Here is an 18,924-nt window from a genome sequence, read left to right as displayed (position 1 = left end):
ACGTTTAACCTATATTTATTTCTTGTAGTATCTCTAAGCACTTCCCTATCCGAATAACCTGCTTTACACTCCGTAATATTCTTTTAAACTATATAGAGAGTAGTTTATACCATATTGCCACGATGTTGCTACAAGCTCAAGACCGCAAAAAACTTGATGAGACCGATGATTCCCAGTTTTACTCCTATCCTCGCTTTGTCACTCATGTCGATGAGGGGTTTATTGATCGCTTAACAAATCTTTACCGCGAACGTCTCAAACCGAATACTCGTATTCTGGATATGATGAGTAGTTGGGTGTCTCATCTTCCGGAGATGAAATTTGCTCACGTTGAGGGACATGGGATGAATGAAGAAGAATTGAAAAAAAATCCCCAACTCGATCATTATTTTGTACAGGATTTGAATGAAAACCCAAAGTTACCCTTAGATGATTGTGATTTTGATGCAGTTTTAAATTGCGTTTCGATCCAATATTTGCAGTATCCTGAAGCGATTTTTTATGAGATGTATCGCATTTTAAAACCCGGTGGGATTGCCATTGTTACCTTTTCTAACCGGATGTTTTATCAAAAAGCAATTACGGCTTGGCGAGACGGAACAGAAAAGAGTCGAGTTGAATTAGTCAAGGGATATTTTAACTCGGTCAAAGGGCAAAGTCTACCCGGATTTAGTATTCCTGAAGTGATTGCTGAACAGTCTTCAGTTCCGTCTGTTTTACAGATGTTGGGTTTAGGAGGTGGAGATCCGTTTTATGCAGTCATTGCTTATCGTCAAAACTAAATAATTTGAACCAGGGGAAAAGGAAATTAACCTCTAATTCCCCTTTTTTAGTTTAATTTAAAATGAGTCAATCCTATAACAATAAAAACATGATCAAACCTTATCAAAAAATACTCATTCAAGATTGTGGTGAACCGTTAGTTCCGATTTCTCTAGAACAGTTTGCGGTTGAATCTCCTCATGCTTATCAAAAATTAGGCGCACCTTATCATCTTTCAGGGGTTGATTCTCCCTATTATGTGCGTCAAGAGGTTCTCGAACGTTTAATTAATGCTCAAACTCAATTACAATCAAACTATCCGGGTTGGAATATCTTAATTTTTGATGCTTACCGCCCCGTTGAAGTTCAACAGTTTATGGTGGATTATACCTTGGCTGAAATCTTAAAAGCCAGAGAATTAAAGCCAGATTTAATCTCCTTAGAACAACACCAAGCAATCTTAGAAGAAGTGTATCAATTTTGGGCAGTTCCCAGTCTTGAACCTGCAACACCTCCTCCTCATAGTACAGGTGCAGCGATAGATGTTACGTTAGTCAATAATACCGGAAAAATAGTTGATATGGGTTCACCAATTGATGAAATTTCCCCCCGTTCTTATCCCAATCATTTTGCTACAAGTTCTCATTCCGAGGAACAAAAATATCATCAAAATCGCCAGATTTTAGCAGAAGTCATGATTTTAGCAGGATTTCAACAACATCAAAATGAATGGTGGCATTTTTCCTATGGCGATCAAATGTGGGCAGGGTTGACAAATCAGCAAGAAAATGGTAATAAATCTATAGCAAAATATGGACGATATTCCTTTATTAAGTCCGGGAGTTAAATCTAATGAAACGCTATCTGTTTCTGGGTGTAAGTTTTTCGTATATTTATCTCTTTTTGGCTGTTAGTATAGTTTTCGCTGAATCTTTAACTGTTCAAAAAAATTCTATTCAACTGGTTCAAACTTCAAGAAGTCTTGTAAGTTCAGGAACGTTCGTGAGTGGTGAACATGAAACAAAAGGAACTGCAAGCATTATTCGTGAAAATGATAAAAATTATCTCCAACTCGGTGAAGATTTCACGACTTTTGATATGGGGCCAGATTTAGTTGTAATTCTACATCGTTCAGAAGATGTAATTGGTTCAACTGAACCGCCAGCTTATGCTTTAAATGAAAAAGATTATGTCATTCTCGCCGATTTAAAAGAATTTAGCGGTACTCAACGCTACGAAATTCCAGATAATATTAACCTGGAAGATTATCCTTCAGCAGCAATTTGGTGTCGCCAGTTTAACGCCACATTTGGGGCTGCACGTTTATCTCGGTCTTAGATTGATTGTCACTAGATTTAGTCTAGCGCAAATTATGAATTTCCTCTTAGTATAAATCTTTTAAGGCTTGAATATAACGGGAAAAATAAGGATCAATAATCTCTATATGAGCAAAATATTTATGAAATATATATAGATAGAATTCAAGAGTAAATAAAACTCATACAAATTAATCTTGTCGATCCTAAACTGTAGGTGAATCGTATCAAGGAAATAGGAGGGGTTGAAGAAGACTCCGACTCCGTGACCTGAACCCACCTCAGCAAAGGGCCATCGGGGTTGGGCTGAGGGGACAGAACTTTAACCTTTTTGGATCAACAAGACTTAAAATTTTCTTCATAAAGTCTATCCAAGACTATTGTAGAAGCGAAGCCCTAGAATTTTGATCATCACTCGGACTCAATAAATTGATCAAATTTATCATTTTTCCCTGAATCCTTAAGATGGGTGTCGAAATAACCCACAGGGTTGCGAGATGAGAAACTTGTAGAAATCGACAACCCAGCGGACAATTTAGAACTTAACAAACACGGTAGAAATTATGGCAAATTTTAGTGATATCAAAGAACATTGGGCAAAAGACTGTATTGAAAAATTAGCGGATGATGAGATTATTAGCGGTTATGAAGACGGAACATTCAAACCTGATAATTCTGTAACTCGCGCAGAATTTGCCGCAATGTTAAACAAAGCATTTCCCGATCAACCCGACATTCGAGAAGGAATTGAGTTTGAAGATGTCGCTGATGATTACTGGGCTTATGAAGTCATTCAAAAAGCTTATCGTACAGGTTTTTTAAGCGGTTATCAGGATAAAACCTTTAAACCCACACAGAAAATTCCTCGGGTTCAAGCTTTAGTTGCACTCTCTAGCGGATTGAAACTCGATCTGATTCAACCCGTTGATTTTACCTTAGAAAAAACCTATCTTGATGACGATCAAATTCCGGATTATGCTAAACGGATGATCGCGGCGGCAACTGAAAACGGTTTAGTTGTTAATTATCCTGATGTCAACTTCCTTAAGCCCGAAGAATTTGCAACTCGCGGAGAAATTACAACCTTTTTATCGCAAGCCTTACTGACAGCAGAGGAAGAATCTTCTGTTCCCGAAGACTACTTGGTAAAAGCCGTAGAAATTGATGACCCTGCGGGAGAAATTAGAGGGGTTTGGCTGACAAATATTGACAGTGATGTTTTATTTTCTCCCACCTCGGTTGTAGAAGCGATTGACTCCTTATCCGAGTTGAACTTTAATACCCTTTATCCGGTTGTTTGGAATCGCGGTTATACCCAATTTCCCAGCCAAGTAATGAAGCGTGTTATTGACGTCGAACTCGACCCAGAACCGGGACTTGCCGAACGAGATGTACTTCAAGAAATTATCACTCAAGCGAAAGCAAAAAACATGAGTGTTATGCCTTGGTTTGAGTTTGGATTTATGGTTCCTCAAGATTCCCAAATCTTACAAAGTCGCCCCAATTGGATTACGAGCAATCAAGAGGGAATTCCCTTTGTAAAAGAAGACGATAAATTTCGCGTTTGGCTGAATCCCTTTAACCCCCAAGTTCAACAGTTTATCCTGGATTTAGTTATCGAAGTGGTCACCAAATATGACATTAATGGCATTCAATTTGACGATCACTTTGGCTTGCCTGTTGAGTTGGGTTATGATGAATTTACCACCCAACTTTATCAGCGAGAAAACGACGGTAAATTACCCCCAACTGACCCTAACGATCCCGACTGGGTGAAGTGGCGGGCTGATAAAATCACCGACTTTATGATGCGCCTTTTCTGGGTAGTAAAAGATTACAAACCTAACTGTATTATTTCCCTTTCACCCAATCCCAAATCCTACGCCTACGACAAGTATTTACAAGATTGGCCGAGTTGGGAACGCTACGGATTTGTAGAAGAATTAGTGCTGCAAGTTTATCGGGACGATCCCAAAGCCTTTAAAGCGGATTTAGAAGCATCAGAAGTTCTGGATGCTAAGGTTAATATTCCTGTCGCTGTGGGTATTTTAACCGGACTGAAAAATAAACCCGTTCAGCTTTCAGCGATTAAAGATCAAGTCGCTGAAAGTCGTCGCCGGAAATTCGCCGGAGTCTCTTTCTTCTTCTATGAAACTTTGAAATCTTTGGCGGCAACGGAAGACGGTGAAACCACTTTCTCTGCTCTATTTCCTGAGACGATTGAACGGCCTGAAATTATTGCCGCTTCTCTTCCCTCTGTGACCATTCCTGAGTTAAAATTAGAATAGGGTTTTTGAGTTCCCTAAATGATCAAAATTCGTCCCTATTTTGAAATAGATTGGGAAGCCGTTTGTCAAGTTCACGATCGAGCGCAACCTGGCGAATTTGCAGGGGTATGTGTTCCTCGTGGCTTGACTCCTTTGGCTGAGAATCCTTATCTCAACAAAATCTTTTATCCTTGTCGAAAGTTTGTCGCTTGTGATGGTGAGAAAGTTGTCGGTTTTGTGGCAGTTTATAAAAACCATATTAGCCTACTTTACATTGATCCAGATTACCAAAATCAAGGGGTTGGAAAGCGTTTGTTGAGGTTGGCTTTGAATATTATTGGATGTCCGGCCTGGACTGTTGTCATTGCAGCCAATCATCGAGCGCGTCGCTTTTATGCCAAAGCTGGATTTCAAGAAAACGGTTCATTTGACAGTTTAGTTTCCGGTTCGACTTGTCAGTTTATCCGCTTAGTTCGCTCAAATCTATAATAGATATTTGCAAGTTTTTACTGTTTTAAAATACAGCTTGCATCCAGAATAAACCATTCTTCTGCGGTGTAAATTGAACATTTACTAATGGTGTTTGCTAAAGCGGGAAATTCACCTGTTGTTTTCAAAAACTGATAAGCTTGTTTTCCTTCTTCAAATTCATTCATCCAATCGTTGAAAAAGAAATATTCAGGAACAAAAGCATACAGTTCAATCAAGAATAAATCAATCTCGTACTTCTGAATAAAGGCTTTGAGTTCTTCCAAATCCGGACTATAATGAGCCTGAATTAAATCAGTGGTTCGCTCATTCATTTGTCTATAATATCCCGTATGATAAGAAATCGTATATTCTCGACCTGCTAAAATTGAACGTTGAGCAAAAGTCGGCAGTTGATTCACTTCTCCAGATACCGATGCCACTAAAACATCTTTGGGTTGCTGCTGAAAGAATTCATAAAGTTCAGGTCGATCTGCTTGTTCATATTTTACCAGCGGAAAGAACGGGACAAAACTCGGATAAAACAGTAGAGAAATTGTCATCACTCCAATTAATCCCCCGGCAACAATCTTCTGAATTTTTCGGGGAAAAACTTCTTTTTTTTCTGATTTTGGCTGACGTTGAATCTCTATCCAATTCAACAAAGCATCGAGAATGATCGTAAACGCGACAATCGTAAGAACAGCAATTACAATTCTAAAACTAATTCCCGTATATCGACTGGGAAGATGCAGTTTAAACAGCAAAGCATGAGCCAACAGAAACATCACAACTGAGGAAACGAGCAACTGAAACATTACCCAAATTCCAGGCTTAATTCTATCGACTAAAGGAAAAGCGGAACGAAATAGGAATAAAACGGGAAATAACAACGCTAAACACTGAGTTGCAGGAGTAAATAACGACTTTGGAAACATCCCGCTGCGTCTACTATTAAACCAAAAATCAAACAGATTCTCCTCAAAAAAGGGATTGCGCCCATTCTCAAAAAACTCTAAAGATTGTAGGGCTTCTGCTCGATTCATAGCTGGCCCAAATTCGAGAGTTTGTAAGGCATAAATCAAGATCACAACAAACGCTACAGCCAAGCTAATTGCAAATATTTTTAAGTTTTTTGGGTTAGAAGAAAAACGTAATTTTCCTTCTTTCCAGGCAAATAAACGCAGAATTAAAATCCCCAATCCCACAAACACATATTGCGGATAAAATAACCCCGTTAAACCAATCGAAATCGCTACACCCCAAATATTACTTCTGATAACATAGTAGATAAACGCTAGAAAAATCGGATAAATAAACGCTCTTGGTGTTCCGGAAGCAACATCATCTTTCAACCAAATAATCTGATTCATCAACAACGCACCCACAAAACCCGCCAGAGGAACAGGCAAAATTTCTAGACTCATTCCAAAGGCAAAAGGTGTGCTAATAATCCCTAAAAATGAAGGGATAATTCGACAAAAAACGAGCGGATGAATGCCTAAAAACGTCGCAACAAAATAAACAAGTTTATACCCGCCAGGGGCAACAGATTGAAAATAATCAGCAATTAAGTCATTCGGAAATAACTCCGGATCAACATATCTTTGCATCCAGAAAATATGCTGACGCGCATCATCTTGAATGACACCTGAACCCTCAAAAGCACGATGTAACGCCATCCCGGCATAGATAACAGCAAATACCATGCTCAGACTAAACCAAAAAATCACTCTCGAACGAGGTGTTTTATCCAGCGGAGACGTTAAAAAAGCGTGTAGACGAGTCATTGACATAGACTTAGATTTGATGATAGTTTAATTGCCTGAACTTAAGACTTGAGAATACAGTTAGCATCGAGAATAATATATTCTTGAACCTGGAGAACAGTACACCGATCTGTTACACTCGAAAGGATGGGTTTTTGTCCCGTTTTGAGATTTTCTTCAATCTCGGCGCTCACGGTTGGACTTATTTTTTTAAGAGATTCCTCTTGTTGAACAAACTCTAAGGTTAGTGCATCTTCTTCGAGCATCCAAAAATCAACTTCATACTCTTGAATAAACTGTTTAACCTCCTCTATATTTGAACTATACTGTGCTTTGATTAACCCTTCTGCTCGTTGTTTCATCGGCTGATAATAGTTTTGGTGATAGGGCAAAAGGTATTCAGAACCCACTAAAATTGAACGCTGAGAAAAGGCGGGAATATTATTGGCTTCATCTGATAAAGACGCAATTCGCGTATCTTTGGGTTGAATGGCAAAGAATTCATACAGCAATGGAATTTTTCCCACAATATTATTGGTAATCGGGAAGCGACTCGTTAAGCTAGGATAGCATAAACCCAAAAATACTAACACTACTAAACCCAGTTTGAGGAAAATCTTATTCTGTTGTTCGTTAATTTTGCGGAGAATGACATCTAAAAGTAGTGTAATTGCAATTCCCCCCGCAATTGCCATAATTATTCTCAAGCTATGTTGGCTATATCGACTGGGATGATGTAACCGAAAAGCCAACAAATGAGCGAGTAAAAATAATCCCGTTGAGACGAATAATAATTCTGGTAAAATTAAAATAGAACGGGAAATTTTCTGAGTTAAGGAAAATTTTGACGAATATCTTAATAAAATCGGTAACAATATTCCGGCAAAAACTTGAGGGGGAATTGGAGATTTTCTAAACCATTCTTGGGGTAATAAACCCGAACGATCTCCTGTTAACCAAAAGTCTAACGGTTTATCTGTAAAAAAGGAAGCCCGCCCTCCCGGATAAAATTCTGGTAATGTTTTGGCTTGAGTGAGGCTGATGACTTCTCCCCACTGAGAAGAATTAATCAGATAAGGAAGTAAAATTAATCCCCCAACTCCCAACCCAGTGAATAGAATTAAATAGCTTTTTTTATTTATAGACTCAACAATTTTTTCACTCCAAATCGTATGTAAAATTAACACACCCACCGCAATTAAAACCCCTTGCGGGTAAAATCCTCCTAACACTGCGATCGCAATTCCCACACCGATAATAGATCGCCGCAATAGCAAGTATAAAAAAGCCAAAAATAACGGATAAAAAAACGCTCTGGGTGTCGCGGTAATTAAATCATCTTTTAACCAAAGATTTTGATTGAGAAGTAATGTACTGAGAAAACCTGCTATCGGAATCGGGAAAATTTCCCAACACACTCCAAAACAAAATCCCGTCGTAATTACCCCTAAAATGGTCGGTAATATTTGATTTAATAAAAGCGGACTTACCCCAAATTGTGAGAAAAGTTTATAAAAATTAGCATATCCGGGCGGCGCAAGCGACTGAAAATAATCAATAATCAGATCATTCGGAAAAAGTTCAGGATCTAAAAACTTAAGCATCCAAACAACGTGTGATCGCGCATCATCTTGTATAATATATTCTTGACCCCAACCCTTAAAAAATGCCCAAATTCCACACGCAATCGCCACAATTAAACTTAGACTAAACCATAGCCTAACTTGACGACTCGAAGACTTTTCTAAAGATAAATTCAGCAAGGTTTACCCAGATGTTAATTCAATGGATTTTATTCTATCGGACAGTGTACCCTAGTTTGGCACAAAAGAAAACAGACCGGTTTCCGGTCTGATTAACTAACCCTTAATTTTCCTGCCTCTAATTCGGTTTGTAGTTAGCCGCGTGTTTTGCCATCATCGCCGCAATATCAGGATTATAAATTCGCAAATAATTCCAATAGTTGCCAAACACAGACTTCACATAACCATAGGTTTCAGGATAGGGAATCTTCTCTGCAAACGCATCTGCATCTTGAAAACCAAATCGATCTAACCAACCCGAAACTGCATTAGGGCCAGCATTATAACTCGCCACGGCTAGTAACGAATTATTATTGTATTCCCGATGAGTAAAATCGAGATAATAGGTTCCTAAATTCACATTATCCTCGATATTTTCCAGGGAATAGTTTGTGAGTTGAATCTGTTGAGCAACTTCAGCACCCGTTTCCGGCATAACCTGCATTAAACCCGTTGCGCCAACCACTGATTTAATCCCCGGCATAAACCGAGACTCTTGACGAATTAAAGCTGTTACCAACACCGGATTTAATTGACGTTCCTCCGACCAATTTACAATCGTGTTTAAGTAAGGAAAAGGATACAAAGCTTGCCAATATTCCGGCGTTTTCTTTAACTCCAAATACTTCTGACGTTCCTCGGGTTCGTCGCGCATACTCAAACTAGACAACATCCAAAGTGCGTCTAAATTATCCCCCACACCCAAGCGCACTAAACCATCGGTATACTGTTCATAAACAGACGGTTGCATTCGGTTTTTAAACTCAGTTTGCCACAGTTTCCAAGCCTCTTGATGCTTACCGAGTTGATAAAGTTCTTGTAACGTCTCAGAACCCGCAGTCGGAAGCGGATGTGTCTCTGGATATTGAACATGAGGATTGAGCGGACGAACCGTGGTAAAATCCCCTACAGGCCAACCCAATTGTACAGCCGAGCGCCAAGCATAATAAGAATCGGGATAACGAGCTAACAAATATTCAAATGCTTTTTTAGCCTCTGCGGAATTGCCCGTTTGTTGCGCCCATTTTCCGATCCAAAAATTGGCTTCTGGGGCTAACTCACTATCAGGATTTTTAGTAGAAAGTTCCTTCGCCCATTTAGAAGCCTCTTTAATTTTTCCGGCTTTAGCAAAATCCTGAGCAAGTTTCCACCGCAATTGCGCCGCAGGTTCCGACTCACTATGCTGACTTAACAACATTTGTCGGGCTTGAGACGCCGACTGTTTTGATTGTAATTGATCGAGTAATTCCGCCTTATCATAAAGCGCCTCGGCACGATGAAACGGAAAACGAGCGATCGCTTGATCGAGATATTTTACCGCATCTTTGCGATCGCTTAACCGAGATAAACGAATTAACCCAAAACCCGCATCTTCTCCGCCTGGATCTGTTTGCTCGGGAAAGGTTTGAATCAGTTTTTCATAAGCTTTGCGAGACTCCGGGATTTTCCCATCTAGCCACAACCCTCGGGCGTGACGATAGAAATTGCGAGGCGTGGGAGAAGCCTTCGCATAAGCCAAAGCCCCCGTACCATAATCTTGTTTTTCCCAATATCCAAAGGCGAGTGCTTCCCAGTCTTCAGGGGTTAATTGACTGGCGTAGTTGAGGCGCAGCTTTTCTAAATAAGTCCCATAGTCTTTTAAGTAAATGCCATGTCGAGCGATAATTAATAAAAGGGGAAGTTGATTGGGATTTTCTTTTAAGCGAGTTTCGGCAATTTCCACAGTCCGAGGATGAGCCGGAAAATCGGCGATCGCTTGATCCCAATATTCGGGATTTTCTTTCCCCAATACATACAACGCCTCAGCGACAACGGGATCTTCAGGATAACCTTTGAGTAAAGCTTCCCAAGTTTGTTTCGCATTAGCCGTATCGCCCATCTGTTCATAAGCCTGCGCCCGTTTCAGAAGGATATGACTGGCTAAAAGTGGATAATCTTTTTCTAGTCCGTCTAAAAGCCCAATGGCTTGGGAGGGTTGGTTTTGTTGCAGAAAATCACTAGCGAGTAAATAACGCGCCCGACTGCGATCGGTAGAGGGTTTAGAAGTTTCAGCAATGTCTTTGAGTTCGTCTTGACGTTCGTCTGGGGACATCGACGCCAACAAAATCACCATCTCTGTCTCATCAGACTCCTGAATAGACACCTCGCGAGACGGCAAAAATCGTTGTAACTGCGTGATCGGGAAAAAGATACCAATTGCTAGGGCGACAGACGCAGCACCAAGCAAGAGGGCGAATTGAGTGATCCGTTGCTTAACCATGATGGAATTTGCTCTGTGGTCAATGTTCAGGGGTTAATCGTGATTTTATTAGAAGTTTGTTGTCAAAACGTTTGATTTGTTTTCTCAACAGAAGATTAACAAGAATTTTAATCCGTTTACCATTTACAATTTATTGAACGGGATTAATTTACTTGACATAATATCCATCGTAAAGACATTGGTGGGTTGGGAATGGGAAACACATCGCGACCCAAAGCCCAATGTTCAAACCAAGGCGTAGGCGGCCATGCTTTGGCGCTTAAATGAGTCCGTTCATATTCATACACCGACTCATCCGACAAAACCTGTAGGGGCAAACCCTGCATTGCTCCCTTTAACTCGGGGCGAGTCAGTAGATAAGACCATTGCACCTGAGACATTTCTCGCACCTTCTCATCGGGTTCATAGCCATCGGTAGCGACAAATGTGCTAAACAGCAGTAAGCCTCCCGGTTGAATGGCATCACACATCACTTTCAATAAAGTTCGCACTTGCTCAAGGGTACGAAAATGGGAAACCACTTCAGCAACAACTGCTAATTTATAATATTTTTGCGGGAGTTTCAGAGACGGGTTCAGAATATTGCTTTGAACCACCCGCACAGGTAGATTTTCGGCTTTTACCGTATTCGCGATAATTTGAGCAAATTCGGGGGTGAGTTCTACCGCATCCACCGGATGTCCTCGTTGAGCTAGAGGAACCGTATTGCGCCCCACTCCTGCACCCACGTCTAAAATTGGAGTCTGAGCCGCAGATCCCAGTTGAGAAGCGATCGCCATCAGTTTAGCATCTGGATGAGAACCAAACAATGGCCCTTCGCGAGTTGAAAGCCAACGTTGATATTTGTTTTCAATGGTGAGGACTTCTGTTGTTACTGTTAATCTTAGCCCCTGAGTCAGTCCATGTGTTGGATCGGGTGGCTCGTATTTGAAGACTAAACGAGCATGAGGTGAAGCGTTGTATCCTTCTGTCAGTTTCTTGTGAACAAGCTGACGCAAAGCCTGCATTTCGTTGGGTGTGAAATTTTGTCCCAACGCCACCAGTAAGCCGTGAAACTGTTCTACATATTGGTCTAAAAGTGCGGGTACACAAGGTAAAACAAGCTGTCCTCTCGCTGATGTGAGTCGCTTTACCTTCAGCAGAAGTGCGTCTTCTAAAACGGCTGGATCGCTCATCGTTATCGGCTGATTCGCTACCACGAGTTCTATATCCTCAATCTCATCAGGGTTCCCATGATGCTAATGTACCTCATTGACCCGCCATTCGGTGAACTCGTTCCACAACTGGGGTAAATATAGCGCTACTTGAATCGGGAACAGGGAACACCGGATCTGGGAACAGTAGACTGTGAAGGAGTTTTAGGATTTAGAAATGTCAAACAGGTATTCGCGTAGTGCTATATATAGCAGTGTGAAATGATTTGCAAAAATTTAATCTGTTCAAAGCCCCCAGTATTGGGGGTTTGGGGGCGATATCCTTTTTAAATGGTTTCTGATTGCTATAGCTAAGATATTGCGATCGCATTGCCAACTTAATTTAACACCTAGAGGGCGCAAGCATTACGCCCCTATATTTTTTACACTCGTTTATATCAAGTCATATAAACATCAATATACAGTTATTTATAAATAAAAATACTCAATATTTTTCTCAAAAAAAATCTCAAAGTTTTTCCGAAATTATCCCGACGATTTCTGTAGCTTGCTTATAGAAAAATAAAAACAAAACTCTACCCCAACAGGTTACACAATGGCTGCCTTACAAAATCAGGTTGACGCTCTGCTAAACTTAATCTCTAATGCTGGTATTGTTGTAGATACAGCAGCAGTTCAACGTTCTCTACACAAAGCCACTTCTCCCCGATTTGAAATCGTTTTTGCCGGAACCTTTAGTGCGGGTAAATCTACCTTAATTAATACGCTGTTAGAGCGTAAATTGCTTTTTGCTTCCGAAGGAGTTGCAACCGGAACTGTATGTTACGTTGAATATGCTCAAAAGCAAGATGACGAAGAAGCAGTTCTTTACTTCTTTAGCAAAACCGAAATTCAAAAACAAATTTCCGAACTTTGTGAGAAGCTAAACTTAGCAGACAGCGTAAACTTGGATGAACCTGATAGCATTCAAAACCTGCGAGAACAAGCCGAACAAAAACAGAATCGATCAACGCTAGACGGAAACTTAGCACAAGCAAAACAAGCCGAATTACTTCAACAGTTGCTTACGGGTTTTGAAAAGAACAAAGAAAATATTCAAAATGATCGGAAAAAAGCTATCAATTTAGAGGACGCAGAAAACTATGTTCGTTGGGAAAATGCAGCCGTTTTCAAGCAAATCAAATATTACTGTCACAATTCCTTACTAGAAAATGGAATTGTTATCGTAGACACTCCGGGGATAGATGCGCCTCTATTAATTCATGCTGAAATTGCCAAGAATAAAATCACTGATTCTGATACTTCCGCAGTGGTTTATGTTTTGCAAACAGCTTCAAAAGGAGCGCTAACAGAAGCGGAAATTGATCTCATTGAACACATTCGTAAGGCTCCCGGAGTAGGCGATCGCATTTTCTATGTATTCAATCGTATTGATGCGACATGGTACAACCGAAAACTTCATCAACTACTAGAAGATGTAATTCGTTCCGAGTTTCACCAAGAACAGCAAAAAGGACGAGTTTATAAAACCAGTGCAATGTTAGGGTTTTATGGTTCTTTGCGTCGAAAAAATTCTGAATTTGAAGTACCAGATGAATTTAAGAGCGAGTTTAATCGCTACTTTGGCACTCCCGAGAAAGTAGATCCTGATGTATTTCCTGCTACTCCTGAAATTAATGCTGCAAAAAATACAAAAGAAAAATTTCAAGCAATTATCAATGCTCATGGTAACAAATTACTGGATCAGTTAATTCAAGAAAGTGGAGTTGAAGGGTTTAAAGAAAAGCTGAACTATTATCTCATGCACAAACGTAAACCCGAACTCTTTCAAGCATTAGCAGAGGATCTTCAACCCATCTGTAATGAATTGATAAAACATTACTTTAACTTGAGAGATGAGTTGGAAAGTAAACCCGTTGATGTTGAGGAAATTAAACATGGAGAATTGAAAAAACTAGCCTTAGACTTACATCTAATTGGTAAAGATTTTTCCGAACATATTAAGGAACAACTCAATGAAGCTTTTGCGACGAACAATAACAATCGTTTAGAAAAAGATTATCGTAAACTTCAGAAAAATATGCTCAATGAGCTTGACCGTTTGATCGCTAACTTTTCCGTTGAAGAAACGCATCAATTAGCGTTAAGAAGCCATGAAGAAAATGTCGTTGTTCCGGTGATGGCGATTTTGTCAGAAGCGTTTTACTATCTCACCAATGGACTGAAAAAAGTTTTAACTGCATCTTCTCAACAATTGGTGAATAATTTCTTCAATCAATTAACTCACAATGTCTCCAGTGCTGAATATTACCAACGGCTAGAAAAATTGTTGGGGAATGATGCGGGAATTCATCAAAATCTCGATCAAGATTTGCGTCAAGAGGTAATTCATGCAATTACAAACGAAGCTCGAACCGAATGTGAACCCTATATCCGAGAAACCGCTTTATTTTACCAAGAAGGAACCGTTCCTCATTTTCAACTGCGACAAACGCTATATCAAGCTTGTCAAAGCACAGATTTTCAAGGAATGTTAACTGCTGAACCTGCTGTTCGACAACTTTTGGAAATTGATTTTAGCAAAAAAGTTAAGCACACCATTATGCACCGATTTCGGACTACGATTAATGAAACCATTAACTCTCATCTTTTACCCGGTGCAGATCATCTAGTAGGAGTCATTATTGCTCACCATGAACCTGCTCGTACTCAGCTAGAACAGAAAATAGAAAAGGATGCTGAACGTAAAATTAAAGAAATTCAACAGGAGAAAGACAAAGTAAAAGCCAATATTGGCACTTTTAATCAAGCTGTTGATAGCATTAATCAAGATTTACAGGATAACGGTTTTACAGAGTTTACTCTCCCTAACATTTAACCCCTGGTAGGGTGCATCAGATTATTAATTTCACGGTTTCACCATAAACCTTTTTGTCTGATGCACTTTATTTTCTTTTGGGCGCCAACCTCAGCGCCCCGACGAATTTATTAATCGCTTTCAACAACACAAACAATCTTACCAACCGCTCGCCCCGTTTCGCTGTAATTGTGGGCTTCAATAATATCAGAAAGGGGAAAAACCCGATCAATTACCGATTGAATTTTACCTGCTTCTATCCAATCCCGCAACGCATCTAAATCGCGACGATTGGGCTGTGCCAAAACTAATTTAGCAGATTTACCGGGAAACAACCAAGTTTGAGCAGAGGCGAGAATATTTTCAGGAGTGGGAAGGGTAGAAATATAAATTCCATCGGGTTTTAAAACCTTCTCACAGTTAGAAAAAATTTGTTTTCCCACTGCATCTAAAATAATGTCGTATTGAGTCCCTTGTTGGGTAAAATCAACTTGAGTGTAGTCAATGACAATATCGGCGCCTAACTGTTTTACCCGTTCTAAATTGGCGGTGCTACAAACTCCCGTAACTTCAGTTTCCATCGCTTTAGCAATTTGTACCGCGTAGGTTCCGACACCACCCGAAGCGCCATTAATTAATACTTTTTGTCCCGGTCGAATTTGACCCAAATCAAACAAAGATTGTAACGCAGTTAGGCCCGCAAGGGGAACCGCCGCTGCTTCTTCGTAAGTCATGGTTGAGGGTTTAAGGGCGGTAGAAATAGCTTTAACCGCAGCGTATTGGGCGCAAGCCCCGCCAGAAACCGGGTTAAGACTGGTGTAGACTTCATCCCCCGGTTGAAAGCCTGTAACTCGTTCCCCCACTTCTACGACAACCCCTGACAAGTCAGCGCCAATTTGTTTGGGGAAGTTGTAACCGGAGATTAATTGTAAATGTCCCTGTCGGATTTTCCAGTCAACGGGGTTTATACTGGTTGCGGAGATTTTAACTAATAATTCATCCGGTTTAATTTTGGGGGTGTCTATCTCTCGATATTCCAACACGTTGGCTGAACCATATTGATTAAAAATAACCGCTTTCATCTACCAATCCTCAGCTTGTTTTTGATTTTGAATCCTTGTTAGCTTAATGTATCGTGTATTTCTCTAGATGTCATCATTGTCCCACTCCTTTGAATACACAGAATGTCTGAAATGTCTTCTGGGTAAACGTCCCTTAAATGTGTGACTGGCTATTTTTAGGATTAGAAGTTAGATTCAATAGATATCGTGTAATGTAGGTTTTTCCCGGTTCTGAACAATTGCTGTGATTACCTGTTTGAGTTTAAGATCAAATTTTACGGAAGGTTTCGTTAAAGAGTTGAAAGATTAGATTATGTTAAGTAAAGGTTGAAAATGACTAAGATTGTTTTTGATACCTCCTACACTGTACAAGCTGGAGATACACTAAAAAGTATCGCTGAAAAAGAGTTTAGAAATCGCGATTGCTGGCGAGAAATTCGTCAACAAAACGGAACTCGTTTTATCTCCCCAGACTCTTTTGAACTGCAAGCAGGTCAAAGGGTTTATCTCCCGATTAAAATAGGTGAACGGTTGCATCCCACTTCTGGATATGGGCAAGGAGATGATTTTTTATCACCGGATGAGTTGAGTCCTTTATCGCCTCTTTTGAGCAAAGTTTATCAAGCTTTTATTCGCTATTCTCCCTCAAATTTAATTGTCGATCAAAAAATCCTTAAACCTCTGATTGAACATTTTTTGCAGGGGAAAGGTGGTATTTATCAACATGAAGTTGATTCACCTTTATCTCGGTTAGTTGAAGATTCACAACCTTTTAAACAAGTTTGGTATCAAATTATTCCTCAAGTTCAACAACAACTACAACTCCAAGCAAATGTTCACAACATTGATGTTCAGGCGCTGAAAGTTTCTATTCCTCATTTTGCGTTTAAACCGGGCAAAGCTGATTTAACGTTGTTTGCAACCATTGGAGGCATTCAAGGTGCAGATTTACTGCTCAAACGATTTACCCTGAATACAGATCATGATTACACTCTTGAGGTTTTCTGGGTGATTTATGATGATTTTGGAGTCGGGAAAGATGACCGCTATACACCCAGTTTATATGCCGCTTGGAATCTACAGCATCGAGGTGAAGCTCAAGCATTTGTTAATGAAATTATCCTCCATAAAACAATTACAGGGACTTTGAGTTTTTCCCCTGAAAAAGCTAGAGTTTATCAGAGTTTACAACATTAGTTTTAGACAAAAGTTAATTTAATGATGAAATAGGAAGAACTAAAGAAGGTGAAAACTTTTGATAATTCTACAATTAACGTCTAATTAATTACTCATTATTGATCGTTCAGAATCTTGTTTAGTCTGTTGATTGAATAGAAATGAACCCCTCCACTTGAATCACTTTAGACAGTTGTGTTATTCTGTTTAAAATCCGTCACTCCAGATTGATAATGCTTAATTTAGACATCGATCCAGCTTTGACTGTGTTTTTACTTTTTTTTCATTGTTTAATTGGGGGAATTGCTGCTTTAATTGCTAAACAAAAAGGGCGTCGCTTTAATCGATGGTTAATCTTGGGATTAATTGGCGGTACACCGATATTTTTGACCGCCCTCTGGATTAAACCTTTACCCCATAAAATTTAAGCAAAGCTGCAATTAAATCAGGCCATAGAGAGTTTTGTTTTTAAACCTCATCTATTTCTAAAAGGAGAAAACATTGATGAGTAAGACTGCAATTGTGAGAACGCAAGGAGATACTTTAAATGTTCGTTATCGTCCAAATGGTGAGATAGTTGATACTCTAGAAAACGGTACAAAAGTTACAGTCATAGGTTCTCCCGTTCCCGTCGGAAATTGGACTTGGGTAGCGATTGGCCAAAATCGTTGGGTGGCGATGGAGTTTCTCACCTTTGTTCCCCTTTCCGAACAGCCCTCCTCAACCGACTTTGGACTCAGTGGTGCAAAAGTCGTGACCACTCAAACATCCGAAATCATTGCCGGAGGGTTAAAAGTGTATCAAACTGAATTAATCGATACCACAGGTCAGGTGATTGATCGGATACGCTGTGTTTCAGGTCGGGTCGGTTTACAAGATCCCTCCGAAGTACCGGGATCTCAAACTCCGATTCCGTTTGGGGTATATACCTTTGATTATCCAGGTCATGTAGAATATGCTCCGGGCGAGTTTGGGGGGGTGTGGTCGCCTGTTACTCCGACCTTTGAGACAAACCGAGGCGGATTTGGGCTACACTATGATCCTTCTACCTTTGACAACAACTCCCAAACCGGAACAGCAGGCTGTTTGGCAACACCAACCCCCGCAGAACGAGATATAATGAGCAATTTTATTGTGCGCTACAAACCGATCTATCTGATTGTACAGAAAGGCCATTAACTCTCGCGAGAAAAGAATTGATCGGAGGATAAAGTTCTGTATTCTGTATAGGGAAAAGGGGGAGTTATTATGTTATTCTTAGCCAATGTGCTAGAACAGACAGAAAATGTCTCAAGCGCTTTCTTGTAGCCCCTCCAAACTAACAAACAGCTAAATCATTGAAAACATTTGTCCGACTCAAGGTCGTCGGAGAGGCGAGAATTGCTGTTTCTCCTGAGTCAGACAAATACAGACAAGTTCACTCCGTTCTGCGATGTTCTGTATTAAAGGTCTTATGAGTATTGAGAAAATTGTTGAGCAAGCTTTACAAGATGGTTACTTAACGCCTTCTATGGAGGCTGAAGTCGGACGCATTTGCAATACAGCATCCGAACTCTCCATCGAGGAGTACATGGCACTTGATCGCCTCATGGGAGCCTTGTTAACAGGTGAAGTGGTTGTTCTACCCCGTAAACAGTTTATCAACGTTATGGAGGAGTTGGTTCTCAGTGAAGCGATCGCTAGAATTGCCGATATTGAGGATAACAATGAACCATCGCTTGATGTCGGAGACATCGCTGCCTATGCACTCAACCGACTTCCTCCTCTCTATGCGACAACCGAAGAAGGCGCCCAATATCAGCGTTCAAGAGCCAGAGAAGACCTCTACGAGATGATTTCGGGTCAGGTCAAAGAGGCCATTAATCTAAATCTAGACCGAGTTGCACAAAACAAAACTGTATTCGGACAATCTTCCGGTAAAGGTGTCCTCGATAACATCAGTGACTTGCTCAAGACTTATGCTGAAAATTACGAACCATAATGCTTAAGATCCCCCGCCTTTTAAACTGGGGGATATAAGCTTCTGGCTCAA

Annotated in this window: 15 protein-coding genes; 10 read left to right on the top strand and 5 right to left on the bottom strand. The window is 40.2% G+C overall.

Annotated features, from left to right (window positions below):
- Positions 1-122: 122 nt before the first annotated feature.
- The 5 genes from M595_RS03220 (at position 123) to M595_RS03200 (ending at position 4,834) form a co-directional block, all read left to right on the top strand.
- A complete protein-coding gene (locus tag M595_RS03220; RefSeq protein WP_023064534.1) occupies positions 123-782 on the top strand; it encodes a class I SAM-dependent methyltransferase in 660 nt (219 codons plus the stop codon).
- A gap of 62 nt (positions 783-844) precedes the next feature.
- The gene (locus tag M595_RS03215) at positions 845-1,609 is read left to right on the top strand and encodes a M15 family metallopeptidase (RefSeq protein WP_238987016.1); all 765 of its coding nucleotides are present in this window, start codon (positions 845-847) and stop codon (positions 1,607-1,609) included.
- A gap of 5 nt (positions 1,610-1,614) precedes the next feature.
- Positions 1,615-2,100, top strand: a complete 486-nt coding sequence (locus M595_RS03210; protein WP_023064605.1) for a DM13 domain-containing protein — start codon at positions 1,615-1,617, stop codon at positions 2,098-2,100.
- Positions 2,101-2,641: 541 nt separating this feature from the next.
- A complete protein-coding gene (locus M595_RS03205) occupies positions 2,642-4,366 on the top strand; it encodes a glycoside hydrolase family 10-like protein (RefSeq protein ID WP_023064517.1) in 1,725 nt (574 codons plus the stop codon).
- Positions 4,367-4,384: 18 nt separating this feature from the next.
- Positions 4,385-4,834: a GNAT family N-acetyltransferase gene (locus M595_RS03200; protein WP_023064503.1), complete on the top strand. Its 450-nt coding sequence runs from the start codon at positions 4,385-4,387 to the stop codon at positions 4,832-4,834.
- A 17-nt stretch (positions 4,835-4,851) separates the two neighbouring features.
- Here the strand turns inward: M595_RS03200 and M595_RS03195 are convergent, their stop codons facing one another.
- From M595_RS03195 to M595_RS03180, 4 genes are all read right to left on the bottom strand, one after another.
- Complete coding sequence (locus M595_RS03195; protein WP_023064493.1) at positions 4,852-6,609, bottom strand: hypothetical protein; 1,758 nt, start codon at positions 6,607-6,609, stop codon at positions 4,852-4,854.
- A 35-nt stretch (positions 6,610-6,644) separates the two neighbouring features.
- Positions 6,645-8,345, bottom strand: a complete 1,701-nt coding sequence (locus M595_RS03190; RefSeq protein WP_023064446.1) for a hypothetical protein — start codon at positions 8,343-8,345, stop codon at positions 6,645-6,647.
- A gap of 118 nt (positions 8,346-8,463) precedes the next feature.
- A complete protein-coding gene (locus tag M595_RS03185; protein WP_023064580.1) occupies positions 8,464-10,644 on the bottom strand; it encodes a lytic transglycosylase domain-containing protein in 2,181 nt (726 codons plus the stop codon).
- 143 nt (positions 10,645-10,787) lie between these two features.
- The gene (locus tag M595_RS03180) at positions 10,788-11,843 is read right to left on the bottom strand and encodes a class I SAM-dependent methyltransferase (RefSeq protein WP_023064495.1); all 1,056 of its coding nucleotides are present in this window, start codon (positions 11,841-11,843) and stop codon (positions 10,788-10,790) included.
- 550 nt (positions 11,844-12,393) lie between these two features.
- On the opposite strand from M595_RS03180, the gene M595_RS03175 reads away from it, so the two are divergent.
- Entirely contained in the window at positions 12,394-14,676 is a 2,283-nt protein-coding gene (locus tag M595_RS03175) for a dynamin family protein (RefSeq protein WP_023064457.1), read from the top strand.
- A 110-nt stretch (positions 14,677-14,786) separates the two neighbouring features.
- Here M595_RS03175 and M595_RS03170 read toward each other — a convergent pair whose 3' ends face one another.
- Entirely contained in the window at positions 14,787-15,737 is a 951-nt protein-coding gene (locus M595_RS03170; RefSeq protein WP_023064568.1) for an NAD(P)-dependent alcohol dehydrogenase, read from the bottom strand.
- 312 nt (positions 15,738-16,049) lie between these two features.
- On the opposite strand from M595_RS03170, the gene M595_RS03165 reads away from it, so the two are divergent.
- From M595_RS03165 to M595_RS03150, 4 genes are all read left to right on the top strand, one after another.
- Positions 16,050-16,913, top strand: coding sequence for a LysM peptidoglycan-binding domain-containing protein (locus M595_RS03165; protein WP_023064594.1), 864 nt, complete (start codon positions 16,050-16,052; stop codon positions 16,911-16,913).
- A 212-nt stretch (positions 16,914-17,125) separates the two neighbouring features.
- Entirely contained in the window at positions 17,126-17,320 is a 195-nt protein-coding gene (locus tag M595_RS03160) for a hypothetical protein (protein WP_023064500.1), read from the top strand.
- A 76-nt stretch (positions 17,321-17,396) separates the two neighbouring features.
- Positions 17,397-18,071, top strand: a complete 675-nt coding sequence (locus tag M595_RS03155; protein ID WP_023064564.1) for an SH3 domain-containing protein — start codon at positions 17,397-17,399, stop codon at positions 18,069-18,071.
- Between the two features lie 274 nt (positions 18,072-18,345).
- Positions 18,346-18,873 (top strand): late competence development ComFB family protein, encoded by a 528-nt coding sequence (locus M595_RS03150; protein ID WP_023064541.1) that lies wholly within the window; start codon positions 18,346-18,348, stop codon positions 18,871-18,873.
- The last annotated feature ends 51 nt before the right edge of the window (positions 18,874-18,924 follow it).

Origin of the sequence: Lyngbya aestuarii BL J, assembly GCF_000478195.2 — a bacterium.
Classification (GTDB): domain Bacteria; phylum Cyanobacteriota; class Cyanobacteriia; order Cyanobacteriales; family Microcoleaceae; genus Capilliphycus; species Capilliphycus aestuarii.
Note: the sequence above shows the minus strand (reverse complement) of the source record. Positions and strands in the feature narration are given on the sequence as shown.

Bases quoted from the DNA above. Each gene is read 5' to 3' on its own strand.
- M595_RS03155 (WP_023064564.1), top strand. From the start codon at position 17,397: ATGAGTAAGACTGCAATTGTGAGAACGCAAGGAGATACTTTAAATGTT.
- M595_RS03220 (WP_023064534.1), top strand. From the start codon at position 123: ATGTTGCTACAAGCTCAAGACCGCAAAAAACTTGATGAGACCGATGAT.
- M595_RS03175 (WP_023064457.1), top strand. From the start codon at position 12,394: ATGGCTGCCTTACAAAATCAGGTTGACGCTCTGCTAAACTTAATCTCT.
- M595_RS03200 (WP_023064503.1), top strand. From the start codon at position 4,385: ATGATCAAAATTCGTCCCTATTTTGAAATAGATTGGGAAGCCGTTTGT.
- M595_RS03170 (WP_023064568.1), bottom strand. From the start codon at position 15,737: ATGAAAGCGGTTATTTTTAATCAATATGGTTCAGCCAACGTGTTGGAA.
- M595_RS03195 (WP_023064493.1), bottom strand. From the start codon at position 6,609: ATGTCAATGACTCGTCTACACGCTTTTTTAACGTCTCCGCTGGATAAA.
- M595_RS03185 (WP_023064580.1), bottom strand. From the start codon at position 10,644: ATGGTTAAGCAACGGATCACTCAATTCGCCCTCTTGCTTGGTGCTGCG.
- M595_RS03205 (WP_023064517.1), top strand. From the start codon at position 2,642: ATGGCAAATTTTAGTGATATCAAAGAACATTGGGCAAAAGACTGTATT.
- M595_RS03160 (WP_023064500.1), top strand. From the start codon at position 17,126: ATGCTTAATTTAGACATCGATCCAGCTTTGACTGTGTTTTTACTTTTT.
- M595_RS03210 (WP_023064605.1), top strand. From the start codon at position 1,615: ATGAAACGCTATCTGTTTCTGGGTGTAAGTTTTTCGTATATTTATCTC.
- M595_RS03150 (WP_023064541.1), top strand. From the start codon at position 18,346: ATGAGTATTGAGAAAATTGTTGAGCAAGCTTTACAAGATGGTTACTTA.
- M595_RS03165 (WP_023064594.1), top strand. From the start codon at position 16,050: ATGACTAAGATTGTTTTTGATACCTCCTACACTGTACAAGCTGGAGAT.
- M595_RS03215 (WP_238987016.1), top strand. From the start codon at position 845: ATGAGTCAATCCTATAACAATAAAAACATGATCAAACCTTATCAAAAA.